This is a genomic window from Corynebacterium sp. CCM 9203 (genome assembly GCF_041357675.1).
In the GTDB taxonomy this organism is placed as follows: Bacteria; Actinomycetota; Actinomycetes; order Mycobacteriales; family Mycobacteriaceae; genus Corynebacterium.
Map to the genome: position 1 here is coordinate 437971 of NZ_JAUERY010000002.1, position 25614 is coordinate 463584.

21 protein-coding genes and 1 tRNA gene are annotated in these 25614 nt (G+C 59.7%); 7 read left to right on the plus strand and 15 right to left on the minus strand.

The annotated features are described in order from the left end of the window. Positions 1-866: 866 nt before the first annotated feature. Positions 867-1601 (plus strand): ABC transporter ATP-binding protein, encoded by a 735-nt coding sequence (locus tag QWU44_RS05335; protein ID WP_370914653.1) that lies wholly within the window; start codon positions 867-869, stop codon positions 1599-1601. Beyond that, a complete protein-coding gene (locus tag QWU44_RS05340) occupies positions 1598-4039 on the plus strand; it encodes an ABC transporter permease (protein WP_370914654.1) in 2442 nt (813 codons plus the stop codon). Before QWU44_RS05335 ends, QWU44_RS05340 begins: the two co-directional genes overlap by 4 nt. A gap of 1076 nt (positions 4040-5115) precedes the next feature. On the opposite strand, the gene QWU44_RS05345 is transcribed toward QWU44_RS05340, so the two are convergent. From QWU44_RS05345 to QWU44_RS05355, 3 genes are all read right to left on the minus strand, one after another. Then, positions 5116-5328, minus strand: coding sequence for a hypothetical protein (locus tag QWU44_RS05345; RefSeq protein WP_370914655.1), 213 nt, complete (start codon positions 5326-5328; stop codon positions 5116-5118). A gap of 369 nt (positions 5329-5697) precedes the next feature. Continuing rightward, positions 5698-5773: transfer RNA gene (locus QWU44_RS05350), tRNA-Thr, on the minus strand. Between the two features lie 73 nt (positions 5774-5846). Further along, positions 5847-7103: a DNA polymerase III subunit delta' gene (locus QWU44_RS05355; protein WP_370914912.1), complete on the minus strand. Its 1257-nt coding sequence runs from the start codon at positions 7101-7103 to the stop codon at positions 5847-5849. Between the two features lie 101 nt (positions 7104-7204). On the opposite strand from QWU44_RS05355, the gene QWU44_RS05360 reads away from it, so the two are divergent. Then, entirely contained in the window at positions 7205-8734 is a 1530-nt protein-coding gene (locus tag QWU44_RS05360) for an adenylate/guanylate cyclase domain-containing protein (protein WP_370914656.1), read from the plus strand. A gap of 11 nt (positions 8735-8745) precedes the next feature. On the opposite strand, the gene QWU44_RS05365 is transcribed toward QWU44_RS05360, so the two are convergent. The 3 genes from QWU44_RS05365 to QWU44_RS05375 form a co-directional block, all read right to left on the minus strand. Continuing rightward, positions 8746-9795 (minus strand): transglycosylase domain-containing protein, encoded by a 1050-nt coding sequence (locus QWU44_RS05365; RefSeq protein WP_370914657.1) that lies wholly within the window; start codon positions 9793-9795, stop codon positions 8746-8748. Between the two features lie 72 nt (positions 9796-9867). Next, a complete protein-coding gene (gene topA, locus QWU44_RS05370) occupies positions 9868-12807 on the minus strand; it encodes a type I DNA topoisomerase (RefSeq protein WP_370914658.1) in 2940 nt (979 codons plus the stop codon). Positions 12808-13194: 387 nt separating this feature from the next. Next, positions 13195-13398 carry a cold-shock protein gene (locus QWU44_RS05375; RefSeq protein WP_370914659.1) on the minus strand — a complete coding sequence of 68 codons (204 nt, stop codon included), beginning with the start codon at positions 13396-13398 and terminating at the stop codon, positions 13195-13197. Between the two features lie 277 nt (positions 13399-13675). On the opposite strand from QWU44_RS05375, the gene QWU44_RS05380 reads away from it, so the two are divergent. Further along, positions 13676-16069, plus strand: a complete 2394-nt coding sequence (locus tag QWU44_RS05380) for a DEAD/DEAH box helicase (protein ID WP_370914660.1) — start codon at positions 13676-13678, stop codon at positions 16067-16069. A gap of 2 nt (positions 16070-16071) precedes the next feature. Here QWU44_RS05380 and QWU44_RS05385 read toward each other — a convergent pair whose 3' ends face one another. From QWU44_RS05385 to ssd, 7 genes are all read right to left on the minus strand, one after another. Further along, positions 16072-16389, minus strand: coding sequence for an Rv3654c family TadE-like protein (locus QWU44_RS05385; protein WP_370914661.1), 318 nt, complete (start codon positions 16387-16389; stop codon positions 16072-16074). Continuing rightward, positions 16376-16699 carry a hypothetical protein gene (locus tag QWU44_RS05390; protein ID WP_370914662.1) on the minus strand — a complete coding sequence of 108 codons (324 nt, stop codon included), beginning with the start codon at positions 16697-16699 and terminating at the stop codon, positions 16376-16378. The genes QWU44_RS05385 and QWU44_RS05390 overlap by 14 nt, the downstream gene beginning before the upstream one ends. After that, a complete protein-coding gene (locus tag QWU44_RS05395; protein ID WP_370914913.1) occupies positions 16699-16881 on the minus strand; it encodes a DUF4244 domain-containing protein in 183 nt (60 codons plus the stop codon). Before QWU44_RS05395 ends, QWU44_RS05390 begins: the two co-directional genes overlap by 1 nt. Before the next feature lie 153 nt (positions 16882-17034). Beyond that, entirely contained in the window at positions 17035-17613 is a 579-nt protein-coding gene (locus QWU44_RS05400; protein WP_370914663.1) for a type II secretion system F family protein, read from the minus strand. Continuing rightward, positions 17610-18401: a type II secretion system F family protein gene (locus QWU44_RS05405; protein ID WP_370914664.1), complete on the minus strand. Its 792-nt coding sequence runs from the start codon at positions 18399-18401 to the stop codon at positions 17610-17612. Before QWU44_RS05405 ends, QWU44_RS05400 begins: the two co-directional genes overlap by 4 nt. Next, positions 18398-19552 carry a TadA family conjugal transfer-associated ATPase gene (locus QWU44_RS05410; RefSeq protein WP_370914665.1) on the minus strand — a complete coding sequence of 385 codons (1155 nt, stop codon included), beginning with the start codon at positions 19550-19552 and terminating at the stop codon, positions 18398-18400. Before QWU44_RS05410 ends, QWU44_RS05405 begins: the two co-directional genes overlap by 4 nt. Next, positions 19552-20601, minus strand: a complete 1050-nt coding sequence (gene ssd, locus QWU44_RS05415; protein ID WP_370914666.1) for a septum site-determining protein Ssd — start codon at positions 20599-20601, stop codon at positions 19552-19554. The genes QWU44_RS05410 and ssd overlap by 1 nt, the downstream gene beginning before the upstream one ends. A 456-nt stretch (positions 20602-21057) precedes the next feature. On the opposite strand from ssd, the gene QWU44_RS05420 reads away from it, so the two are divergent. Next, entirely contained in the window at positions 21058-21882 is an 825-nt protein-coding gene (locus QWU44_RS05420; protein ID WP_370914914.1) for an HAD family hydrolase, read from the plus strand. Between the two features lie 36 nt (positions 21883-21918). On the opposite strand, the gene QWU44_RS05425 is transcribed toward QWU44_RS05420, so the two are convergent. Beyond that, the gene (locus QWU44_RS05425; RefSeq protein ID WP_370914667.1) at positions 21919-22731 is read right to left on the minus strand and encodes a hypothetical protein; all 813 of its coding nucleotides are present in this window, start codon (positions 22729-22731) and stop codon (positions 21919-21921) included. Positions 22732-22840: 109 nt separating this feature from the next. Here QWU44_RS05425 and QWU44_RS05430 point away from each other — a divergent pair, with 109 nt between their 5' ends. Continuing rightward, complete coding sequence (locus tag QWU44_RS05430) at positions 22841-23350, plus strand: phage holin family protein (RefSeq protein WP_370914668.1); 510 nt, start codon at positions 22841-22843, stop codon at positions 23348-23350. A gap of 110 nt (positions 23351-23460) precedes the next feature. Continuing rightward, positions 23461-24378, plus strand: a complete 918-nt coding sequence (locus QWU44_RS05435; protein WP_370914669.1) for an alpha/beta fold hydrolase — start codon at positions 23461-23463, stop codon at positions 24376-24378. 9 nt (positions 24379-24387) lie between these two features. On the opposite strand, the gene QWU44_RS05440 is transcribed toward QWU44_RS05435, so the two are convergent. Further along, positions 24388-25584 carry a MarP family serine protease gene (locus tag QWU44_RS05440; RefSeq protein WP_370914670.1) on the minus strand — a complete coding sequence of 399 codons (1197 nt, stop codon included), beginning with the start codon at positions 25582-25584 and terminating at the stop codon, positions 24388-24390. Positions 25585-25614 lie beyond the last annotated feature (30 nt).

Below are 25614 nucleotides of genomic sequence, written 5' to 3' on the forward strand. Positions count from 1 at the left end.
ATGTCCGCAGATCTACACTGCCACGTCATCATGAATGCATTACCCCACACAGGTCGCGGGCTAGAAACCACATAAATTAGGGGAACCGGTAGAAAAACCCCACGTGAAGGCGTAACGCGCTGACGTAGAGAGGTAAAATACGGTACACCGTAGACGTTAAGCCTGGTGGATGTCAGATTAAGCAACGGGGTACTGACCCGAGAGTTTGGCAAGTACACCCCGGTTGACCTCGAGCGACACGATACTGTCGGCGTTGGAGTCTCAATCGTTTTGGCTACAGGATGACGCCCAGGACCGGAGACGTGACGGTTCTAACAGAGGCTGCGGTCCACAATCATCATGTAGATGAAGCGAGATCCACCAAACACTGCGCCCCAGCACACTTATACTAACTAACACCATTGAGCACAAGACCATCCCCATCTCCCAAATCGACATTCACGCCCAAACAACGCAGTTGTCACATACCCATGACGCACCGGTTCGGACCACATAAGTATGCTTCCAGAAAGAACCCGACGTGTACGTTCACTACCAAAAGTCGAAAACCAACTCTACTGTAGTTTTTCAAATTTTTACCCCCCGATACATACCCCTTGACCACCGACCACACAACTGAGAAACTGTCTCTACGAGCCTAAAACAGGGGGCCAAAGATAAATATAGTCGAACATTAGCGCCCCTTGCCCTACACTACTTATGTAGCAAACCCCCAACCACCCTAAAGAACAAAAGATTACAGCACTGAAGTATCCCAGGCTTCCAATCTAATTAAATATAATAGATTTTCTAAAAGTATTGAGCATATAAATGTTTATATTGAAGTTCAAATCACCCAAATGGCACATTTTCAGAAAGGCGAATCCGTGGCTAGACAGAAGGATATACAACCACTAGTAATCGACCGTATCAGTAAATACTACTCTGTGGGAGAAGAAAAGGTAACTGGGCTAATTGATGTCGAGCTAAAGATACAGGCAGGAGAATTTCTTGCAGTAACCGGCCCTTCTGGATCTGGAAAATCGACACTTCTCCATTGCGCCTCTGGTTTGGATTCTGTTGATTCTGGACAAATATTGCTTACTGGCATCGACATCACCAAACTCAATGATCGTAAATTGACTGAGATGCGTCGTGAATCTGTTGGTTTTATTTTCCAAGCATATAACCTCATATCCTCAAAGACTGCACTCGAGAATATCCTCTACCCTCTTCGACTCCGACGCTGCCGGGAGGATACGGCTTGGCTAGAAGAAGTTGTCGAAATTCTCGGAATCGGTAATCTACTCGAACGCTTCCCTAGTCAGATGTCAGGTGGACAACAACAACGTGTTGCAATCGCTAGGTCGATGCTCAGTCGGCCACAAATCGTGTTTGCTGATGAACCGACAGGTGCGCTTGATTCAGAAACAAGTTCACAACTATTAGAGCTTTTCGTTTACTGCACTAAACAGTTGGGCCAATCGATAATGATGGTTACCCACGATCACGATGCGGCTAATCGTGCTGATCGAATTGTGCGCATGCTTGATGGTCGAATTGAAGGCATCGAGATTCCACGTTCACAGCACTTCACTTCTACTGAAGGTGACATCTCATGAGGAATTCATTTTCCAGACTACGGCCGGTTATCATAGCAGTAACCCTCGGAGTGTTCTTCCTCACCTCGGTATTGACTTTCAATGATTCCCTCTGGAAGACCACTGAAAAGAACCTTCGAAATGCATTTAAAGACTATAACTATGCGGTGACTATATCTGGACCCCGGTATGACACAAATCCAATCAATGCTGAATTGCGCGATCAGATTCTCAAAGTTCCGGGAGTAAGCTCAATTCAACCTTCTGTTGATAGTATCGGATTTATCCAACGCGGCACTCTTGAAAATCCAGTGCGCCTCCGCTCACTCGATTGGGTCTCAGAGGACTCCGAGCTTATCTCTGGATCATTACCGAAGGCGCCTAATGAAATTTTGATAGACGCTTCGATTGCTACTAATTGGGGATTGTCGGTCGGAGATATAGTATATATCAAGTGGAATGTGGAAGATGCTGACCCTAGTGCTGCTATAATATCTGGCTTAATTGAAACTCCCGGCTCCTCGGTACCCGGGTCAGATCATGTTGTTTATGGTGGCGTCGAAACGATCAATAGCATTCGTGACGTTGCCTCTGATAGCTACTCACAGCTTCTAATTCAAGCACCAGAATCAAATGAGGTTCTGGAGGGTATTCGTTCTGCAGTATCGACTTCCGAAAAACACCCAACCGTTATTTCGATCAATGAATTTATTAAGCAAAAGACCCGATACTCATTACCAGGTGCGACGTATATTCAGATGGGAGTTGCCGGAGTTCTACTTGCCGCGTTCCTCGTTCTGGTACTGGTAATTCGGTCGGTTTTTGTTGTACGAATCGAAAAAGATCGGCGCGATTATTCATTACAACGTTGTCTCGGGGCTAGCCGTGGCCAGATTTTCCGATCGGTACTTGGTGATGCTGCCGGTACGGGGCTATTTGGAGCTATCTTGGGCGCCACCTTTTCGCTGAGCATTATCGCGTTCGTTCTTTTAATTCCATCAATACCAATGACCTTTGGAACGAGCGTTAAGAGTATCATCATTTCGCTAACGCTTGGAACGGTTGTCTGCATTGTCGGTGCGCTTGGACCTGCGAAACAAGCAATGAGAAACACCCCCCTCGGGGCTCTTAGAGAGTCAAGCTATACGAATACTAGTCATGGAACTAGGAAACTAGTGACTACGGTGACTAACCTCTTCTTTCTTCTCGGTGTTGTTGGGATGGTCCTGTCTGCGTACTTAGGAATGCTCCTCGTAACAATCGTTATTAGTGCGATCACTATTGCGCTTGGACTATGCCTGATTTCCGGCCTGATCCATAAAATTTCTGGTATCTTGCTGAACATTCCCGGAGTAGAACGTTCCGTTGCAGCAACCGAGGCGTTGGAGAAGATTCGCACCCATCAAATGAGGTCATCTTCAATTGGAACCCTCACAGCAGTTACGGTTGCCTTTATCGCATTAATCGGAACTGGTAGCTCGACGGTTTTCGCATCAATAAATAAGTCGCTCACTGATGTACCTTTGCCCAGTATCTCTATTTCTTTCGATGAGGATCACGTTTCTGCCGAGGATATTATAAATAAAATTTCTACACTTGGCATTATCAAGAGTAGCGCAGTTGTGGAAACTTTGAGCGCCGATGTTCAAAGCAATGGTGAAGTCATCAAAGGGGCAAAAATTGTTAAAATTAGCCCCGAGTTGCAGCAAGCTGTTCAAACACCCCGGTACCTTGAAATAGTAAAACCAGGAACCGTTTTTCTCGGAAATCAGTTTGAGATCAGGAATGGCAGTGCCGTCAAAATCGAAAGCCCGGGAGGGGTCTTAGAACTTCAAGCGGATACACGAGACGAGGGAACCAACTATGCCTATGTTACTCAATCTGATTTTGATTCTATCGGCGGAGAACACAGATTAGAGGTGTGGGTTAAGTTTGCCGATAACGTTGACGTCACTGATGCAGTTGCCTCCCTATCGCAGGCGTTGTCGGGCCTACCAGTTTCATATCAAGGATCAAGTCAGCAAGTTGCGGAACTAGAAGGCTACATTAAGCTCTTAACTACTTTCGCATTATTGCTATTAACAATTGGTGTATTAATTGCAATGGTTGGTATTTCTAATACTCTTCGCGTTTCAGTCATGGAAAGGACGCAAGAGATTGGACTACAGCGAGCCCTGGGAAATCTGAGGTCAGATATTCGACTTTCGCTTGTGTTGGAAACCCTGTTACTTACTAGCTTAGGTGCTTTACTTGGCGTGATGGCTGGAATGACTGTAGCAGTGAGCGGAGTGTATTCGCTCGTGAACAGAGCAGACGAATTGCGCTTCGAATTAGGTCTCCCTCTGGGATTCTTCGGACTGACCATCGCAGTCACTATTGCAGTTGGTGCGTGTGCTTCACTGATTGCGTCTCGGCGCGCGGTTGAGGTGTCCCCTGTCCAGGCGCTAAGGGTGACATAGAGAAACAGAGTGTCAAAGATACGAAATAATGTATCTTTCCCGCCAGCTTTTGTTTAGACGGATTTTTACTACAGAATTTTTGGCATTCCCGATATGAGAGTCTCGCGAGATGCTGGATTGATGATGTCGTATCGGATTCGCCAATGCTAGGGCCGCCAGGCCGGGTAATATTGATGACAAAGATTCCGCTCTTCAACATCACGCATAACGGCGGAGAACGCCGTGAAACTTGCAGAACAGGCCCGGTCAAGGCTAAGTCCAAACGTGATGCGACATTCGCCTACAGGGACACGGCCCGAGCCCCAGCATCGATCAGCAGTGTATTCGCGGTATCACATCGCCATGCTCGCCGTGGTGGGTGCACTCGAGGGCCTGCTGCACCATCTGTTTCTCGGGCTCTTCCAGATCCCGGGTAGGTAATTCCGTAGGTACTGTCCTCAGACTCAATGAATAGTCCTTCGATGGACAACAAGTCCTTTTGCAACTATAACCGTGGGGTAATCGGTTCTGTTTGTACGGGTAGGTAACAGGTTGTAGTCACGCAGCCAGTGTGCCTGTCGTGTTCATGACCGTCTCAAAACCGACAGGCATCAAACAGGCCAGACGATATCGGCGATAAAAGACTCACTCAATCCAGGCCACTACCTACGATCAGCATCTCCCCGCAGATGGGCCTAGGTACGGCGCGGCCGAGGAGCACTGTTTTACAGGAGCGCAAACAACGATTCCACAGCGGTCAGCGGTATTGTCCCCACTCGGCCCGACCAGGCCAGCGACAACGCGCAAGAACACACCAGAAACTCCCGGCGGGAGAAAAGTGACTGCCCCTATCGTTGTAAACGACGTGGCCAACGACATCGCTACAGATCACGACAGCGTTCCCGAGCACCCGGACAGCCAGCCGCGACTTCACCCTCGACTCGATCGAGCACCCTACGATCCGAGTAGACACCACTTGATCACACAGAGGCAGAACTTGCCCTCGACGGTCTTGTGCTCGGTGATGTCGGTCAACCACAGCCCGTTCAGCGTACCCACAGCGAACACGCGCCCGGGCTCAGGACTATATCCGCCGCCTACAGCACAGAAGTCGTCGTGCACTGGCCGACCATGCCTGCATGGCTGGTGTTCTGCCTAGGCGTCCCGAACACGCTAAACCAGCCACTGCTGAACGCAATCGGCCACGCAGCCCGGTCCGACATCGCCTCACCGTTTCGCCGGACTCCTCGGCACGGGCCCGATGCCCGGACCCAGGGGCCGTCTCGGTGGGCGTCAAACACCGCGTTCATGCACTACCACCTCACTCGGGGTGATCGAGCCCACCAGCCACCGGTAGTTGGCGGGAAAGCTTGAGCACCCGAGACCTCCACCGGAAGCCTTGTGCAGTGCAGTACTTTCCGCCCGGGTAGTGAGTCAGCACATTTTAACGCCACCCATATACTTTTGGGCGGAAGCCAATACCTTTGACGCTTCATGCCGTCAGAAGACTCAACCCACATCGAAGCCGTGAGAATCGTCTGTCCGATACCCCCAGCGAATCCTCGTAGCACCACAGCCCAGTACAAGCGAACCGCCAGAAACCCGAGATAACAAGTAAAAACGCCCTTTCTGATCCGCCACCCGTCAGACCAGGCTTTGTATCAAAATGGGCGTCTAAGTGGAGCCGCCTGCGAGAATCGAACTCGCGACCTTTTCATTACGAGTGAAATGCTCTACCGACTGAGCTAAGGCGGCGTGGTATCGCTACCGGTTGTCCACTCTAGCGCATGATCACCTCTGACACGAAAACCCACCGTGATCCGGTTTTTCAGGACACTCCGCATGCTTTGCGGAGCCGTCCGACGAGCGCGTCCATGGCCACGACGGGCCGTACACTCTGTCCGAGGGATTCCCGGCAGAGCGTCACGGCATCGAGGCACGCCACCAGAGCTTCAGCGGTGTTGCGTTCCGCGAGTTTGTCGACGATTTCCGCCATGTCCGGATGAATGCGTTGCACCTCCTGCGCCCCGGATGAGGTGAGCAGGGCGTCCCTGTAGAGTCCCGCGAGATCCACTAGGGAGAGGTCGAGGGCGTCCCGCAGGTAGCGGGTGCGGCGTCGTTTCTGTTTCTCCTCCAGGTCTTTGATCTCCGTGCGGGTGCCGCGCAGGGCTTTCACCGTTCCCTTGCCCTTCGCCCCCATTCCGAGCGCGACGGCCAGTTTCTCGGTCTCCCTCTCGTCGAGGGCATCGAGGGTTTCCCCGGCTTCCGTCTCGATGGTGCGGATGAGGTTGGTCACCTCCCGGAATGCGAGGTCACCCTCGTACACCAGTCTGGCGAGCCCCAGCACTTGTGCACGTCGTTGCTGCGCCGCAGTGCTGCGCACAAGATTCCTCGCACGCCCGATGTGCCCGGCCGATGCTGCGGCGGCGAGGTTCGCGTCCCCTTCCGCGACTCCGAGTTCACGGACGAGAATGCGGGCGACGTCGGGGATCGCTGGTGTCGGGATGTAGACGTGTCGGCACCGCGAGCGCAGCGTGATGGCGATGTCCCGGGGGTCCGTCGACGGGGCGCATAGGATGATCACCGTCCGTTCCGGGGGCTCCTCCACCGTTTTCAGTAGTGCGTTGGCCGCCGCGTCACTCAACCGGTCGGCATCTTCGATGACCACGACCCTCCAGTCGGCGGTGGTGGGGCGTTTGGAGGCGTCCCGGATCACGTCGCGCATCCGACTGACACTGATGCTCAGCTCGTGTGGCACCACGTGGATGACGTCGGCGTGTGTCCCGGCGAGCGCCGTTCGGCAGGCGGTGCATCTCCCGCATCCCGTACTATTCGGATCTCCGCACACGAGGGCTGCGGCGAAGGCGAGGGCGGCCACCGAACGTCCGGAGCCTGGAGGCCCGGTGAACAGCCATGAGTGGGTCATGCCCGCTTCCGTGGCTCCGGTCGATTCTGTGTCGTCCCTGCCTCTCCGCGCTGCGCGGGTGCGTGCCGACGCCGCTGCGGACGTTAGCGTGCGGCGGACGGCCGGGGAACCCGCGACCCGATCAAAGACATCGTTTCCGTCCCGGTCCGGTCCGGTCACCGGGACGTCGGCAGGGTTCTGGGGGGCCTTCGGCGTGCTCACTCCCCCAGCCTATAAGCAACGCCACGCACGTGTCCGGCGGGCCGGATAAGGTGAAGGTCATGAGTCGTGTCGCACAAATCATCAGGTGGCTGTGGGGTACCTCGTGGCCACTGTATGCCGCGACGGTGCTCGGCTCGAATGTACTCGGCGCCGTGGGTGTCATGCTATTTCTGAAGTTCCTCGTTCCGCTGCCCGCCACATCCGAGGTGACGCACCGCGCGGAGTATCTCCCGGTACTCGCTGTCGGGTACCTCTTGTTCGCCATCGTCGTGGGCGTCATCGCGACGGCAGCGCTGTTCCTTCCGGTACTCCGCTGGCAGCGGCACCCGGAGGCGCATGACCCGAATATGGTGCGCAATCTGGTCATGCGAATACCGGTGTACCAGTCCGCGCTCGCGGGGGCCGTGTGGATGATCGGTATCGGCATCATCACCACCGTCGCGGGGGTGGAGGAGTCTCCCAGACACGCTCTGGTCGTGGGGCTGACGAGTTTCCTCGGAGGATCAGTCATCGTCCTGCTGACCTATCTTGAAGCGGCGCGGCTCGTCCGCCCGGTCGCGGTGATTGCTCTCGCCCGCCGTTTCGAGGACTCCACTCTGGAACCTCCGGTACAGCGACGTCTCCAGCTCACCTGGTTATCCACGACCGGCATCCCGGCCATCGGCATTCTTTTGCTCATCGCTGGACAGAAGAGCGGTTATTTCACGGCGGATCCCGAAGACATTCTGCCCGCAGTGATCGCGCTCGCGCTCGCGGCCCTCGTGACGGGATTCGCGGCTACAGCGCTCGTGATCATGAGCGTCGTTGACCCTATCCGTGAACTACAGGACGCGATCAACAAGGTTCGACGAGGGGAGACCTCCACCCAGGTAGACATTTACGACGGTTCCGAAATCGGGGTGCTCCAGGCCGGGTTCAACGAGATGATGCGAGGTCTCCGGGAGCGTCAACGTGTCCGTGAGCTCTTCGGCCGTTACGTCGGTACGGAGGTCGCGCACAGGGCTATGGAGGAACGCCCAACCCTCGGGGGCGAGGATCGAAAGGTGGCGGTTCTGTTCGTCGATGTCATCGGCTCAACGGGATTCGCGGTGAATCACACCCCTGAGGAGGTCGTGGCGGCACTCAACCAGTTCTTCGAGCACGTCGTGGATGTGGTGCACCGGCACAAGGGCATCATCAACAAGTTCCAGGGGGACGCAGCTCTCGCTGTCTTCGGTGCGCCGCTTCAACTCGCCGACGCCACCGGGCATGCTCTCGCAGCCGCCCGTGAGCTACGTCAGGAGCTCAAAGGCATGGAGTTATCCTGCGGCATCGGTGTCTCTGCAGGACATGTCGTTGCCGGGCACATCGGTGGGCATGACCGTTTCGAGTACACCGTCATCGGGGACGCCGTGAATCAGGCCGCGAGGCTGACTGAACTGGCCAAGAACACCCCTGGGCAGGTGCTCACCTCCGCCGCCACCCTGCGTGACGCGAACGAGGCCGAGCGCGCCCGGTGGACGCTGCTGAAGTCCGTGGAACTGCGGGGGCGCCATGAGTTGACCCAACTGGCACGCCCTATCCGCGCGACACTCGCCGAGCGGGCATAGCTCCGTGTCCGTCAGGGCCACCGGGATCTGAATCCCGGGTCCTCCCGCGCCAGCCGGGCACGGATGCCCTCCGGCATCACCGAACATGACGTCGGGGAGGGCCTGGAATCCGAGTGATCACCGGCCGAGTCGTGGATTCCGATGCTCTCCATGACGTTTTCCCACCCTCCCCATGCTCGGAGGCGCTGCGGGATGTCGACGTTCAATGCACCGTTGATGTGGTAAGCGGCGCTGGGATATTCGGCGGTGGCGGGGTGTGACACCCCGCCACCCTGCAGCCGGACGACGTCCTTGGGGTTCGGTAGCATTCCGGCGAGCTGGGCGGCTTCGGATTCAGAGACAAACCACGGTGGAGTGTCGAAGTAGTACCAGGACGCTGCGCATACCCCGTAGATGCCGTCCCCGAATTCCGCATAGTTCGCGTACAGCTCGATAATCCTGGAATCGGGCAGGGAGAAGGCGAGAAACGACGCCGGGTACACCTCCACCGCCTTGCGCACTGCACTGGGTTCCGGGGAAAAGAACAGGTTTTTGGCCAATTGCTGGGGAATTGTCGAATAGGTCTCTTGTTTGGTTCCTGTCACATATGCCCGAGCCCGCCCCAGAAAATCTCCCCAGTCAAAAGCCTGAACCCGGGGACCGAGCTGATCATCCTCATGCAGGATCATGGCGGCCAGCACATTCCGACTGATGTGGTCGACCGAAACGTACTCGTATACGTAGGGCCCCTCATGGTTCCTCATGAATGCCGTCGACGGCGGCGTCCAGAAGCGGAGTGACCCGAATCCGATGGTCGAGATGAGACAGAAGAAGAGCAGCGCGGTGGCGGTCTTGAAGAGAAAACCGCGTTGCCGACGTTTCGGCGGCGTCGGGCTAAGAAAGTCGCAGGATTGTTCCCCATCCGGGGCCGGTTGGATTGTGCGGCAGTGCGGGCACACCACGGGACCCGACGAATACGCCGGTATCCACCTGCTACACGTTGAGCAGAACATGCCGCGAACATCCTCCCTGCGGCTCCGGGATTGTCCCGCAGCGGTCGACCTCGAATCCGCACTGTACATGGACCATCATCAGGGCCGGGACCGCTGGCCCATGCGGATTACCGCACGAACCCGCCGCAGTCCGATTCAGAGCTATTTCTTCTTCGTTCCCGCTTTGACCACACGCTTCGTGGTCTTCTTCACCGTTTTTTTCGCGGCTTTCTTGGTCGCTTTCTTCCGAGTCTTCTTCGCCGGGGATGGGTTCGCGGCTTCCTTGGCGCGCCGCTCGGAGAGCAGTTCACACGCCCGAACGTCAGTCATCGTCTCGGGGGTGTCTCCCTTCCGCAGCGACGCATTGGTTTCGCCGTCGGTGACATAAGGGCCGAAGCGGCCATCCTTGACCACCATCGGTTTACCCGACACATCATTGTCACCCAGTGTCTTCAATGGCGGAGCCGCCTGCGCACGACCACGACGTTTCGGTTCTGCGTAGATGCGGCGCGCCTCGTCGAGAGTGACAGTGAAGATCTGCTCTTCGTCCGCGAGCGACCGGGAATCGTTGCCCTTCTTCAGGTAGGGACCGTAACGACCGTTCTGGGCCGTGATCAGTTCACCGTCCGTTGGGTCGGTTCCGACCTCTCGCGGCAGAGACAACAGCCGCAGCGCATCCTCCAGCGTCACCGTCGCCGGCTCCATGGAAGAAAAGAGTGATGCGGTTCCCGGTTTGAGGGTCTCCTCGATGATCTGGTTGACCCGCTTCTCCTTCTGGTTCGCGGCGGTTTTGGTCTCCCAATTCTTCGCCCGCTTCCCCTCGGCGGCACGCTGCGCGTCCTCGGCGGCACGCTCCTCGGCGACAACCTTCTCTGCAATCCCCAGAGCACCCTCACGTTCCGCATCCGTGACCAGTTCGGTCACGTACGGGCCGTAACGCCCCTCCTTGGCCACGATGATCCGCCCATTGGCAGGATTGACTCCCAGTTCCCGCCCACCCTGCGGCGTAGCGAAAAGCTTCTCTGCCGCTGCAAGGTTCAGTTCGTCCGGAGTCATCGAATCCGGCAAATTCGCCCGCTGATGTTCCGGGGAACCGTCCTCTGCGGTACCTACCTGCCGCTCAAGGTACGGGCCGTAGCGTCCGACCCGGACGAAGATACCCCGGCCTTCCTCGTCATCGAACAGATGCAGGGAGTTCACGCTGCGGGCATCGATGTGTTCGAGGTTGTCACCGACGAGCGCTTTCAGACCACCGAGCCGGGCCACCGTCTCCGCCATCGCGTCGGATGCCTCCACGTTGCCGAAGTAGAACCCGTTGAGCCAGTGCGTACGGTTCTCCGTCCCCGCCGCTATCTCATCAAGCTCATCCTCCATCGAGGACGTGAAATCGTAGTCCACCAGCGATGAGAACGACGCCTCCAACAGCCCGACGACCGCGAAAGCGACCCAACTGGGTACCAGCGCACTACCTCGCGGATAGACGTACCCGCGATCCTGGATCGTCTTGATGATCGACGCATACGTCGACGGACGCCCGATACCCAGATCCTCCATCTTCTTCACCAACGACGCCTCTGTGTACCTGGCGGGTGGATTGGTGGTGTGGCCTTCTGCCGTGACGTCGGAGATCGTCAGGGCATCACCCTCGTTGAGGCGCGGAAGCTGCTTCTCCGCGTTGTCCGCCACATCGCGGCCATCCGCTTGTCGGGACACCTCGACATATGCTTTGAGGAAACCAGGGAACGTGATTGTGCGCCCCGTCGCAGCGAACTCACAGGCCGACCCGTCATCAGCGTTACCCGCGATGGTCACCTTCATGGAGGTGCCCCTGGCATCGGCCATCTGGGACGCCACGGTGCGCTGCCAGATCAGTTCGTAGAGCTTGAACTCCTCGGCATCGAGCTGACTGTGCAGCTCACCCGGGGTGGCGAAGGTCTCTCCTGCCGGACGGATCGCCTCGTGCGCCTCCTGGGAGTTCTTCGCCTTACGGGTGTACTGGCGGGGAGCATCAGAGACATAGTCCCGTCCGTAGAGTTCGACAGCCTGGGTCCGGGCCGCTTCAATGCCCGACGCGGACAGCGTCGTGGAGTCGGTGCGCATGTACGTGATGTGGCCGTTCTCGTACAGCCGCTGTGCGATACGCATCGTGCGGTCCGAGGTGTAGTGGAGTTTCCGGCCGGCCTCCTGCTGCAATGTCGACGTCATGAACGGCGGGTACGGGCGGCGGGTGTACGGCTTCTCCTCGACACCCACAACAGCCATCGTCGACTGTGCGAGGCCATCCGCGAGCTGACGTGCCCGCTGTTCGTCGATGACGACGACAGAATCGGTCTTGAGAACACCTCGGTCGTTGAAGTCCCGACCCGCTGCGACACGTGACCCATCGACAGCCGTCAGGCGTGCAGAGAAGACTCGCGGGTTGGTCGCGTCCGCGGACGGGTTACCGGTGTCGAACTCAGCCGCAATATCCCAGTAGTGCGCCGAAATGAACGCCATCCGTTCACGTTCCCGCTCGACGATCACCCGGGTTGCCACGGACTGGACACGACCGGCCGACAAGCGAGGCATGACCTTCTTCCACAGCACCGGGGAGATCTCGTAACCGTAGAGCCTGTCCAGGATGCGGCGGGCCTCCTGGGCGTCGACGAGATTGGCGTCCAGTTCGCGGGTATTTTCCGCAGCCGCAAGGATCGCGGGTTTGGTGATCTCGTTGAACACCATGCGCCGGACCGGGACCTTCGGCTTCAGCACCTCGAGCAGATGCCAGGCGATGGCTTCGCCCTCACGGTCAGGGTCGGTGGCGAGGTAAAGCTCATCGACATCCTTGAGTTTGGCCTTGAGGTCCGAGACCTTCTTCTTCTTGTCCGCGCTGACCACGTACAGCGGAGCAAAGCCATGCTCGACATCCACCCCGAGACGTGCCCAAGGTTCCTTCTTATACTTCGCCGGTACATCAGCGGCACCGCGCGGCAGGTCACGGATGTGCCCGACGGATGCCTCGACGATATAGTCGCTTCCCAGATAGGGGGCGATCTTCTTCGCCTTCGTCTGCGACTCGACAATGACCAGTCGTTTCGTGCCTGACCGCTTAGCTGCTGCCACTTGGGTTACGTACCTCTCGAACAGTGGGTGTTCTTCATCTTCGACTACCGTACACAGTTGTATATGTCTCCACTGCACGGCATCACCGGGGATACTCCTCGTTCAGATGCACCTGCGGTACACCGTTCACGCCGGACAAACCCACTTTCCCGCCATACAGTTAGCACCTGGGAATTACCCCCACCCGGGTCTAGCCGCCTAAGTTTCTTTACCTTCCAAATGCACCCATCACGAACCACAGTGACAGGTGGCACCCCTCACGCTGGGTATACGGATACACTCGCCACACTTCAGGAAGCCGCTAAAAATCCGCCCAGAGATGCAGAAAACCCGGCTTCCACCGCATCACTGCGGGAAATCCGGGTTTTCAAGTCAGGTGGTGAGACCTTAGAGGGCGTGAACCTGCTGGGCCTGCGGGCCCTTAGCGCCTTCACCGATCTCGAACTCGACCTGCTGGTTCTCCTCGAGGGTACGGAAACCGTTACCCTGAATCTCGGAGTAGTGAACGAAGACATCATCGGATCCATCGGCCGGGGCAATGAAACCAAAGCCCTTTTCAGCGTTGAACCACTTCACAGTTCCCTGTGCCATACTTTTAACCTTTTTCTTAACTTTAGGATGCGGTTGAACTTCACCTGACGAAGAACACCGGGCCGTCACGGATACCTCCTGACAGGCTTCAAACAGAATCCTAAGAAACTGTTGGATGAAACCTGGGTTCCGTGACACTATCCTCTGCGTGTACCGAAGTACCCCGCATGAAAATCTGCGACCGATTACCAGTGTGTCATGTTTGCGCGCTGAGCGATAGTCTGAATCGGAAATTAGTTTATTCTCGCAGGTCAAAAGGATTAATAAAGGGAGTGCGATGGCGGCCATCAGGACATTAGGCGATGAAATAGGAGCAATTCTTGCTACCCGGCTCCCCGAATCGCACTGCACCTTCTCCATCACCACCCCACCACGACCCGCGCGACACGGCCATTGGCCGGAATGGGTTCACCCACCACTGCAGAGGCACCTGTCCGAGGAAGAAGACATCCAGCGCCTGTTCATCCACCAGGAGCAGTGCGCACGGCTGGCCTGGGAAGGCCACCACGTCGTGGTCTCCACAGGCACCTCATCGGGCAAGTCCCTCGGTTATCTCCTACCGATCCTGTCCACGCTCGCCACCGACACCGTCGCATGTGCGCTCTATCTCACACCAACGAAAGCACTGGGGAGCGATCAGCTCGCCACCGCCAGCCGACTATCCCGGAACGTCGACGGACTCGGCGGCATCCATCCCGCGCCCTACGACGGCGACACCCCACACGAGGTCCGCCACCACATCCGGGACACCAGCCGCATGATCTTTACCAACCCGGACATGTGCCACACATCAATCCTGGCCAACCATGCCCGATGGGCCCGGGTTCTACGACACCTGGCCTTCGTGGTCATCGACGAATGTCACACCTACCGGGGCATCTTCGGGGCGAATGTCGCCCTAGTCCTCCGCAGACTACGCAGGATCTGCTCCCACTACGGCAGTTCCCCGGTGTTCATCCTCACATCGGCGACCATCGCGGACCCAGGTGGCCACGCGAGCAGACTGGTGGGCCTCCCCATGGAAACCGTGACCGATGACGGGGCACCCACGGGATCGAGGACGGTGCTGCTCTGGGAACCCGGATTCATCGCTCCTCCGGATGATACGCCCACGCCCCCATCACGACGGGCCGCGTCAGCAGAGGCCGCACTGATCATGGCGAGTTCGGTATCAGAGGGGGCACGGACCCTGACCTTCGTGCATTCCCGTCGTGGTGCGGAGGCAGTTGCCCTACGCTGTGCCGACGAACTCTCCAAAATGGGGCGTCGGGATCTGGCCGAGCGAATTGCGGCGTACCGGGCGGGATATCTCGCCGCAGACCGGCGACGACTGGAGCGGCAGTTGGACGATGGCACACTCCTGGGGGTCGCCTCCACAAATGCACTGGAACTCGGTATCGACGTCGGCGGTCTCGATGCCGTCATCACCGCAGGATTCCCCGGGACAGTCGCATCATTCCGGCAGCAGGCCGGTCGTGCCGGTAGACGCGGTCAGGAGTCCATCGTGGTATTCATCGCCAGGGATGATCCGATGGACACGTATCTGGTGCACCACCCCGAAGCTCTGCTGGGATCCCCCATCGAGCAGAGCGTCTTCGACCCGTCGAACCCCTATGTCCTACGAGGTCACCTCTACTGCGCGGCCGTGGAGTTTCCGTTGACGGAAGCGGACCTCAAGCTTTTCGAGCCACACTCCGGAGGCTCCCCGAGCTCCATACGCGACACCATCGACACGTTGACAACGGAGGGGTTTCTGCGGAAACGCCCCCGAGGATGGTTTGCGGTAGACCGCTTGACCGATGACGAAATAGGAGTACCGCAACCACACACCGCTCACGCATCAGTATCCCTTCGGGGTGGTGCAAATGGGGAGATCACCATCGTGGATTCAGAGGACGGTCGACTACTCGGGACAGTCGACGCGACACGGGCGGTGTCCCAGGTGCATCCCGGCGCGGTCTATCTCCACCAGGGCGAATCCTTCGTCGTGGACGACCTGCTGCTAGATGATCACCTCGCCCTCGCCCACACGGAGATACCCGATTACACGACCTTCGCACGGAGCACCACCGATATCCGCATCACCGGGGATCCCACCGAAGGGGAACTGCACAATCCTTTCCCGGGGTTGTGGGTCGCGAACGTCGATGTGGAGGTGACGGAGCAGGTGACCGGGTATGTCATGCGGTTGATGGACGGAACAGTGCTCGATCAGGTTCCCCTCGATTATCCGGCGCAGCAATTGAAAACACGAGCGGTCGCCTACACCATCGATCCGGCGACACTGGCTGCGATGGGTCTTACCCCGGCTGATCTCCCGGGTACCCTGCACGCCGCAGAACACGCCGCGATCGGCATGCTGCCGCTGATCGCGACATGTGACCGGTGGGACATCGGGGGTGTCTCCACGGCGCTGCACCCGGATACCGGTCTCCCCACCGTCTTTGTCTATGACGGGCATCCCGGTGGCGCAGGGTTCGCGGACTGTGGCTTCACCCGTTTCCGGGAGTGGATCACAGCCACCTTCGAGGCGGTCCGTGCCTGTCCGTGCGAGGACGGATGTCCTTCGTGTGTGCAGTCCCCGAAATGCGGGAACGGCAACTCACCACTGGATAAACAGGGCGCACTGAAGCTACTCGGGGCGATGGTGACGATGCTCTCCGGGCACTGATCTCACAGGGGACCAGCCCGGGCACGCCCCGTCGCACCCGACACCGCGACAAGTACCGTGACATCCATTCCGTCGACATTGCACTCCTGGAGTTCTCCTCCCGCGTTGAGCGCTGCGGTCCCGGCAGCCGCGACGCACGGATCATCACCGAACCACAGTGCCGTCGCCGCGGTAACGGCCGAGAGATCCGCAGAGACCCATGCGCGGTGTCTGGCCAGAAGTTCACCGGTGGCATCGAACACGATCAACGCGAGCACCATGAATGCGGCGGCGGCGGTTGCGGCGATGAGTGTCGTCGATCCTCTCTCACTCTGTCGCACCGGGGTACTCCACGGGATAGAAAGCTCTGGCCGTGGCCACCCCGAACGGAGCGGGAACGGAAACTGTTGCGGTGACTGTCCCTGCATGCTCCGTGACGGCGATTCTGGTTCCAGGGCCTGGGTGGATCTCCTTTCCCACCGCGTGTGCACGGGCCACGGCACCCGCCAGATCGATTGCGGCGACATGCGCCGAAAGAGTCACGACGCCCGCTGCGATGACGGCACAGAACACGATCAGCGCACTGATGGAGATGGCGGCCTCAATGGTCACCGATCCGTGCTCGTGCGTGCGCGTCGGTGTTTCCGGCATCACGCACCGGGTCCGCCGGACAGGGCATCGAGAACGATGCCACGGATCGCGTCAACGACGTCAGATCCCGTGATCACCGTGTACAGCACCGCAGCCAGCGCCGCTGCCGCGATGCTTCCCATGGCGTATTCGATCGTGCTCATGCCGTCGTCGTTGTACAGCGAATGGAAGGGCGTAGCCACCTTGCCGACCTCAGTCGGCCCGGAGTACGGGCTCTCAGATGCAACCGGGTGTGCGGAGTGCGTGGGGGGCGTGGTTTCAGGGGTCATGGTATTTTCCTCAACTTTTCTTTCTGAGATTCTGGATGATGGTGATGATGGGGTCCATGTCCGGCCTCAGCCGAGCAATTGACCGCCGAGACTGATCACGATCGGGACCAACCCGAGGAGAATGAACGCGGGCAGGAAACAGAGGGTCAGGGGCAAAGCGATAAGCACTCCCGCACGTTCCGCCGCACCTACAGCTTCATCTGCGGCATCCTCGCGTAACCGACGGGCAATGCGCTCACATCCTGCGGATACGGTCGCTCCGGATTCCCCGGAGTGTAGGGCGATACGCGCGAGTTCATCGAGCCCCCGGACTCTCGTGAGCACCTGCCAGGCATCAGCGCCGGGTGCACCGACTGCGATCAGGGCCCCCGCTGTCCGCCATGCGTCCACGGTCGTGGGACCGGCGGCGGCAGCGACTGCGGTGATGACTGTTTCGGTGGGGAGTCCGGCGGCAGTGCATGCTGCGAACAACTCAATGTCTGCGGCGACGTCGAGTGGCGAGGCCTGAGCTGGGTGATCACGAGGCTGTTTGGGTTCGTGTCCGGTCGCCACACGAATCCGGTGGAACGGGGAAGGTGGTGCGCAGAGAGCGGCGGCGGCGAGAATGAGCAACGTCGCTGCGCCCCAGAGGGCCGTATCTGTCATGGTGCACCCCCTGCAGCACGAAGAACGATGATCCTCGACGAGACAATTCCCGCGCAGGTGAGCAGCACTCCACCGAGTAACAGCAGACCTCCGGCGCCACCACCGGTCAGCAGTTCGATCGGATGCGCCCCCATCAGTATTCCCATCAGCATCCCGAAGGGAGGAAGGAGCGTGAGCACGAGGGCGCTCGCCTGTGGCCCCTGGAGCGCGGCTTGTGTGCGACTCCGGTGACGGATCCGAGCGTCGGTACGGCTCCTCGCCTGGTCAAGAAGCGTGGCCAGGGGAATCCCGTAACTTTCGGATAGTTCCCATAACCGGCCGGCGGCGGCGAGATCAGGCAGATCACCGGCCTCAGCTAGAGTCATGGCCGCTCCCGACCCCGTGGCGGCACGCCGGGCTGCGGTACACAGCACTTCCGTGATCGACGCCGGGACTTGCCCGCGCTCCCCCAAACTCTCTGATATGGATCTCACGGCATCCGGCATGGCGGTTCCGGCGTGGAGATCGGCCACGAGCCGACTGATTATGTCTGCGGTGGCATCTGCGACGCGTGCCCGCTGCCGGTATCGTCGCGCACTGAAGACCCACCAGGTGCATGTTATGACCGCAACAATCAGGGACAGGGAGACGGTCAGCGGTGTGAGAAAGACAAAGGGGACAGCGAGGACAAGGAGGAAGATACCGGGCATGACGCGGGTGGATCTCACGGGGCAACCCCGTGAGATCCGGGTTCCCGGAGCGGGTGGGCCGAACAGACAGGCGACCGCCAGAATGAGGAGCGGAATCATCGGGAAACCATCTCCCGTAGGTCAGCGAAACCAGCTAGTTCGCCTGCATCTGCATCCCAGACCGGTAACACCCTGATCGGATTGTCACGCAAGACCCCGATCTGGTGGACCCGTCGGTCACCGGCCGGGGAACGGTGTACTGACACCACCACCCGGAGTGCCGCGGTGAGCTGGGAATGCAGTGCGGTCCGCTGCAGACCTCCGAGCGCCGCGAGCGCTTCAAATCGTGCAGGCACCTCGGTCAGGCTGTTCGCGTGTACGGTTCCCGCGCCTCCATCGTGGCCGGTGTTTAGCGCGGTTAGGAGATCAACGACTTCCGCACCTCGAATCTCTCCCACGACGATCCGATCGGGACGCATTCTCAGTGCCTGCCGCAGCAGACTGGACATGGTAATCTCACCGGCCCCCTCGGTGTTCGCTGGGCGGGCCACAAGGTTGACCACATGAGGATGGGGCGGATGGAGTTCCGCTGTGTCTTCGATGCACACAATACGTTCGTGGTGGGGTACCTCGGCGAGCAGTGCTGATAGGAGCGTGGTTTTACCGGAGCCTGTCCCACCGACCACCAGCAGTGAGTGCCGGGAACGCACCACATATCGCAACAGTTCGGCGATTTCGGAGGGCATCGCTCCCCCTGCGGCAAGGGCCTCCAGGCGCATCGTTGCCTGCCGCAGTACCCGAAGGCTGATGCAGGTCCCGTTCTCGGCGGGAGGTGAAAGTAGTGCATGGACCCGGACCGCGGTACCGTCAGCCCGGTGCATCCTTCCGTCAGCGAACGGGTGGGCGTCATCGAGGCGCCTGCCGCAGAGAGCCGCGAGCCGTGTCGCCAGACGGCGGACCTCCGCGTCGGAGGTGAAGCTGCTCTCCGCACGCTGCATGCCTTCGCCACTGTCGTACCAGACTTCGTCGGGGCCATTGACCACGACATCAGTGACACCTTCCACCGAGAGCACAGGTTCGAGTGGCCCAGCGCCCGTGGAGTCGTACCGCAGTTGACGGAGCACCTCGAGTACCTCGACGTCACTGATCACGCCGGCTTCCTGCCGGATGACCTGGGCTGTGTGGCGCTGATCCAGAATGGCTCCCGCGTGACTGGATTCCTCGGCAAGGCGCCGACGTACCCGCTCCACGAGGGATTCTCTGCGTGTCATCACAGATCCCGGAATTCGGCGACGGCGGCACGAGCAACAACCGCCAGAGCCTTCGGCGGTCTCATCGGGAGCCCGTGTATCTCACATGACTTAGCCAGGCCCGCGATCTGTCCGAGTTCCGCGAGACAGTCCGTCGCCGTGAGACGTTCCATTTCCGCAACGTCGATGCCGGACCATCCCCGGTGCCGGAGCACAGTGCACACCGGTGTCTTCCGCGCCGCGAATTTCGCGGTAAGTGAAGCTGCGGCAGCCACCGCCCGAACCTCCGCCGGTACCAGGAGTATCACGAGGTCGCAGCACTCGACGGCGAGGTCGGCGCCACGGGCTCCGGCGGGTAGGTCGAGCACGGCAGTGCCGGAACCCGATCGGACGCAGGTCAGTGCCGCAGCCAGTGTTCCGGAATCCAAGGTGAAGGGGTCGGTGATCCTGCTCCGGGCGGCGGACAGGACGGTGATGCCATCAGCACTTCGGGGAAGCGCATTGCGAAGATCATCGAGTTCCACACGCCCACGCCCCAGGGTGACCTCCGGCCACCGGGCCCCGGGTGTGTCCTCCATGCAGAGCAGTAGATCCAGGCCGCCGGACTTGTCCACAGCGTCAATGAGAAGTGGACGATCGTCAGCGAGTTCGCGGGCAACCGCCGCAGCGAGAGTGCTGGTACCGGCCCCTCCAACGGCACCGAGTATCCCGAGCACTCTGCCACGGGTGTCCGTCGTGGTCTGATCCCCCAGTGCCGCCAGCAGTTCCGGTGACTGCGCGGGAAGCACGAAAGCCGCCTCCGCATGACAGCTCATCGCCGTTCTCCAGTCGACCGGCCCCGGGTCCGCTGCAAGGAGGTAAAGGTGCGGGTGGCGGGCCCCGGAACGGAAGCAACCAGCACCATCAGAATCCACGAGGACTGCGTGTGCCCGACGGGCGTGTCGGTTGACCTCCTCGGGGTCGGGCATATCGATGACCGGACGACCAGTGACAGTGGCCACGTGGATGGCCTCAGGATGGAGAACCGGGTCCGTGACCGCGACGAGGATGGGTTTGTCCGCTGTGCTCATACACCAGAGCCTCACGTATCCGATGATCCCGTCGCACGAGCGTTCCACTGTGCTGTGGAGAACCATCCCGAAACCGGAAAATTCAACAGCCTCGGTGGACTATCCCCGGGTCGTGAACATAGGGAGGACATGGGGACGGCCCGCGTATCGGGGGGGGTGTTACGCGGGCCGTCGTAACCCGGTCTCGGGGGGGTGTGACCGGGGCGGGCCGCACAGTATATCGGGGCCCAGCAGTGGCAATTATGTCATAGACATTCGACAGGTTCAACAATCCCCCCGTGCATGGACTCATGCATGTAACCGCATCACGCCCTCCACCGATATACGAGCCAGAGACCGCGGCACCGAACCGCGAGGGCCGGGCCGCGAAAGGAGCACCCCATTAACCACATTGATTCACACCAGCCCCACAAGCTTCATGCCACCTGTGGGTTTTCACCGGGGAATGAAGCTACACTGGTTCCCGTGTCTGAACAGCTCCCGACCCAGGACGTCACCACTGCACCAGTGGCGGCATTCTTCGATCTGGACAAGACAGTGATCGCCAGATCATCCGCCTATGCGTATGGCCGCGAGTTCATGAACAACGGCTTGATCACCCCCGCAGAAGCCCTCAAGATGACTCTGGCGCAGTCCACGTACATGCTCGCCGGGCATTCATCCGAACAGATGGACTCCACTCGGGATCACCTGGCGTCGATGGTCGCGGGATGGGATGTCGAACAGGTCCGCGGCATCGTCGAAGAGACACTTCATTCAGTGGTGACCCCAGCGATCTACGCTGAGGCACGCGCACTCATAGAACAGCACCGAGCGCGCGGACATGACGTGATCATTATCTCCGCATCCGCCGCTGAACTGGTCGAACCGATCGCACGGGAACTGGGAGTCCACCGCATCGTCACGACGCGACTGGGTACGGAACACGGAAAATTCACGGGAGAAGTCCTCTTCTACTGTAAGGGTGCCGCCAAACGGCAGGCGCTCCTCGACCTTGCCCGCGAACACTCCTACAATCTGGACCGCAGCTTCGCCTACTCAGACTCCGCCACCGACATTCCGATGCTTGAGGCCGTGGGTACCGCCGTCGCCGTCAACCCTGACCGGCCGCTGAAGAAGACAGCACTGCAGCGCGGCTGGGAAATTCGGACGTTCAAGAACCCGGAGCCACTGTTCCAGATGCCGAGCAGCCGCGATGTCGGGATTGGTACGGGCATCGCCGCGGGAATCGCCGCTGTGACGGTGGGAGGCTTCTGGCTCGCCCGGCGTGCCCGCGCCTGATCCGCAACCTGATGACGGGTGTGCCGCCTGCACCACTCACAGAAGAGCGGCGATCCCCTCCGCTTCCGCCGCCCCCGCCACATACGAGCGCAGATGCAGATCAAGGAATCGTCCCACTCCGATTGCTCCCGTACCGAACTCCTTTCCGGCAGCCAGGTATTCCGCTCGGTGACGGTTGAGCCAGGGCTCAGGCACCGCCAGACCCCGCGGATCAAAACCGCCGGCCACGGCAGCCAGTCGGGATATGGCCCGCGCAATGACACCACTACGTTCACCGAATGGGACGGTAGAGAGTATCTGGCCGTGCATGACCCCGGGCAGGAGATCCGGATCTGCACCGGCGGTCACGGTGGTTGCCAGCACCGCCAGTTCGGCTGAGGCCCTGACGGGACGCCCGGTGCCACCCGCGAGTACGTCCATTCGCGCCAGCACTTGCAGCGGAGAACGCAAGAACACGCGTGCGGTTTCCTGAACGAGGTCAGGGGCCAGGATGCTGTAGACGTCCAGTGCACGGGTGAGGATCTCCGGGTCTTCGCCCGTGGCCCGGTCGATCATTGCTCCTGCACGCGCCCCTCGCAATACGGATTCTGCACCGGTGATCTCCGGACGACGTAGATTGACCGGTCTGCGGTGCACGGCGGCGAGTGCCGCTCGGGCTTGAGAAGCGGATTCCGACACTCCGGGCAGGTCCCGCAGTGGTGCCAGTGGATCTCGTCTGGGTTTCACGGCACCAGGGTAACCGTCCTTCAGGGTGTTCCCCGCAGTCAGCACATCGACCGTTCGGGGCTCCTGCCCCGGCAGATCCGAGCACTCCATAGCTCCTGCGGTTCGCACAAAGCCCGTGTTCATGGCACGATTGACTGTATTGAACTGACAGTGCCCCCGCAGTGTTCATCCCGTACTCTCAATCAGTACTGTCGCACACACCATATTTCACCCACGTGGAGGACAACCTACCGTGAGCAACTCCGATGGCCTTTTCACAGACGGAAAAGACTCATTCACCCCCAAAGTGAGCAGCATCCCTCTGTCCGATGTCGATACCCGTGCAGCCGGCCAGGGTTCCATCGGCGACCTGGTCTCTGATGCCACCGCGCAGATGTCCACTCTGATCCGTGGTGAAATTGAGCTCGCCAAGACCGAGCTAGCGCAGGAAGCCAAGAAGGGTGCCGTCGGTGGCGGCATGTTTGCGGTCGCCGGTACCATCGCTCTTTACAGTTCTTTCTTCTTTTTCTTCTTCCTGGCAGAACTGCTCGCCACCTGGCTGGACCGCTGGGCCGCTTTCCTCATCGTATTCCTGTTCATGGTCGTCCTCGCCGCCGTGGTCGCCTTCATCGGATACAAGAAGGTGAAGAAGGTCGGTGCCCCGAAGAAGACCATTGATTCGGTCCAGAAACTCAAGACCCTGGTTCCCGGTCAGGCCGAGAAGAAGCTCGAGACGTCATCCCGCAAAGGCATGCTTACCTAAGACACACTGTTTGTCTGTCTCTCTCCTTCGCCCCGCCCCGACGTCTTACGCCGGGGCGGGCTTGTCATTCTGCCCCGTTTCACGGCTCCCACGGAAAGGATGTGAAACGCTTGTTCCGCAAGAAGGGAAAACCGAATCCGCCGTCCGTCGTCGCTCTCGACGGTCCGTGGAGCCACGAGCGTGTCTATGCTCGCGGCATGCGCTTCCATGTGGCGACGATCGGTCATCCCACCGCACCATTGATCGTGCTCCTGCACGGTGCGTTCGGCGGCTGGTTCGATTACCGGGAGGTGATGGAGCCGCTGGCTGCCGCCGGTTTCCGCGTCGCAGCCGTCGACATGCGCGGATACGGCATGTCTGACAAACCTCCCCGGGAGTATGAGTTGCGCTACGCCGTGGGTGACATCTCCGATGTGATCGACGCCCTCGGTGATTCCGGCGCCATCGTCATCGGTTCCGGTACCGGCGGAGCGGTCGCATGGACGCTGGCAGCGAACTATCCACAGTGCGTCAATGCACTCATCTCCGTGTCGGCTTCCCACCCTATCGAGATGAACCGCGTCATCGCCGCGCGATTTTGGCAGCACACTGTTCCGCTGACCCGCGCATTGGCAGTACGTCTCCCTGCACGGTTGGCTCCGGATCCCGTGAAGCTGGCGCGCCTCGACCTGGCAACGAACACGGCGGTTCCCTTCCATCGAACCAGTCGCTTCGCTGATTACCTGGAACTTCGGATTCAGGCCGCCAGAATCGATAACGCGGGGCCTGCGATGATGCGGAACGCCCGACTTGAGACGGCGCAGCTTCCCGCCAAGTGGGTCTCCACGAAGGTTGAGGCTCCTGTGCTCTGGATCAGTGGGGCGAACAGTACCTGGCGGGCTCTCGCCGCGCGGAACGCTCGCCGTTCAGTCGGGCACTGGGTTCAGACAACCGTCCCCGGGACCAAGAACCTCCCCCATATCGAGGACCCGAAGACTTTCACGAGACTCGCCACAGGTTTCCTCGCTGATCAACTCCCCCGGCGGTGACCGCCCGGATCAGCGGACCACGCATTCTCGGGTGTCCACCGGTTCGGTGAGCTGAGTGATGTCGCCGATCCTGCCCTGCACCTCATCCGCAGTAAGGGTGTACCCCACATCGGTGTTCTCGGTGGCTGCGCCGAAGACGACTCCGAGGACCTCTCCCCGATCATTGACCATGGGGCCCCCCGAGTTACCCTGACGGATCGTGCCGCGCACCGTGTACGCCTCACGTTCGACACGTCCGGTGGCGTAAATGTCGGGGCCGTTGATGGTAAGGCGTTCACGAATCCGGGCGGGCGCAGCCTCGAAGGGACCGGACTCGGGATAGCCCATGACGATGGCTTCCACACCGCTGGGTGCTGGTTCAGGTGCCCATTTCAGTGCAGGTAGGTCGAGGTTTTCGGCGCGGAGAACCGCGATGTCCTCCTCGGGATCGTAGAGGACGACACGGGCTTCCTTGACGCCGAGTACGGTGTCGAGGAGCACCTCATCTGTCCCAGCGACGACATGTGCGTTGGTGATGACGAGATCGGGGGCAGCGACGAAACCGGAACCCATGAGCCGACGACGGCACTGGTGGGCGTCGCCGAGCACATGGATGACGCTGGGGCGCAGTGCCTCGACAAGGGCGGGGTCACTGACTTCCGGGGCTGGCGCATCCACGTGTTTGACCCTGCCGTCGAAGGGGGAGACCATAGGCGGGAGTCCGGTGTCGTTGAGCATCGCGGAAATTTTGTCGGGCAGGGTGTCCAGTACGTCCGGGGTGGACTTGTCGACAATCCCGAGCACCACTGAATTGCGGATTCCCCGCGCTATGGGTCCGGTGATCCCACTTGCGAGGGTACTGGCGACGAGCCAGGTGACGATAAGGGTGGCTAACGCCTGGAAGATCGCCCCGATGACGGAATCGATGATCAGGGTGCGCCGAAAACGGACAGATTCGCGGAGCCCAGAACCCGTGACTCCACCGATGAGGTTGCCGAAAGCGACGAGGGCGAGGACGGTACCGAGGGCGTAAAGGTATCGGAGTGCGGTCGAGTCGGTGTAGCTCATCACAGCAGGCGCGAGTGCTGCGCCGCAGATCAGACCTGCAAGCACTCCGACAGTGGACAGTACCGAGGCAAACGCTCCCTGCCGCCAGCCCCCCCAGAAAGAAAGGAGCACGGCGGTGACGAGTATGCCGTCGACAATAAGCTGCGGGGACTCTGTCACTTCGTTGGATCTTCCTTACTTTGTCCCTTG

Excerpts from the sequence above, each read along its gene's own strand:
- QWU44_RS05340 (WP_370914654.1), top strand. The coding sequence starts at position 1,598 with ATGAGGAATTCATTTTCCAGACTACGGCCGGTTATCATAGCAGTAACC.
- QWU44_RS05345 (WP_370914655.1), bottom strand. The coding sequence starts at position 5,328 with ATGAACGCGGTGTTTGACGCCCACCGAGACGGCCCCTGGGTCCGGGCA.
- QWU44_RS05360 (WP_370914656.1), top strand. The coding sequence starts at position 7,205 with ATGAGTCGTGTCGCACAAATCATCAGGTGGCTGTGGGGTACCTCGTGG.
- QWU44_RS05365 (WP_370914657.1), bottom strand. The coding sequence starts at position 9,795 with ATGTACAGTGCGGATTCGAGGTCGACCGCTGCGGGACAATCCCGGAGC.
- QWU44_RS05375 (WP_370914659.1), bottom strand. The coding sequence starts at position 13,398 with ATGGCACAGGGAACTGTGAAGTGGTTCAACGCTGAAAAGGGCTTTGGT.
- QWU44_RS05380 (WP_370914660.1), top strand. The coding sequence starts at position 13,676 with ATGGCGGCCATCAGGACATTAGGCGATGAAATAGGAGCAATTCTTGCT.
- QWU44_RS05390 (WP_370914662.1), bottom strand. The coding sequence starts at position 16,699 with ATGCCGGAAACACCGACGCGCACGCACGAGCACGGATCGGTGACCATT.
- QWU44_RS05400 (WP_370914663.1), bottom strand. The coding sequence starts at position 17,613 with ATGACAGATACGGCCCTCTGGGGCGCAGCGACGTTGCTCATTCTCGCC.
- QWU44_RS05405 (WP_370914664.1), bottom strand. The coding sequence starts at position 18,401 with ATGATTCCGCTCCTCATTCTGGCGGTCGCCTGTCTGTTCGGCCCACCC.
- QWU44_RS05410 (WP_370914665.1), bottom strand. The coding sequence starts at position 19,552 with ATGACACGCAGAGAATCCCTCGTGGAGCGGGTACGTCGGCGCCTTGCC.
- ssd (WP_370914666.1), bottom strand. The coding sequence starts at position 20,601 with ATGAGCACAGCGGACAAACCCATCCTCGTCGCGGTCACGGACCCGGTT.
- QWU44_RS05425 (WP_370914667.1), bottom strand. The coding sequence starts at position 22,731 with ATGAACACGGGCTTTGTGCGAACCGCAGGAGCTATGGAGTGCTCGGAT.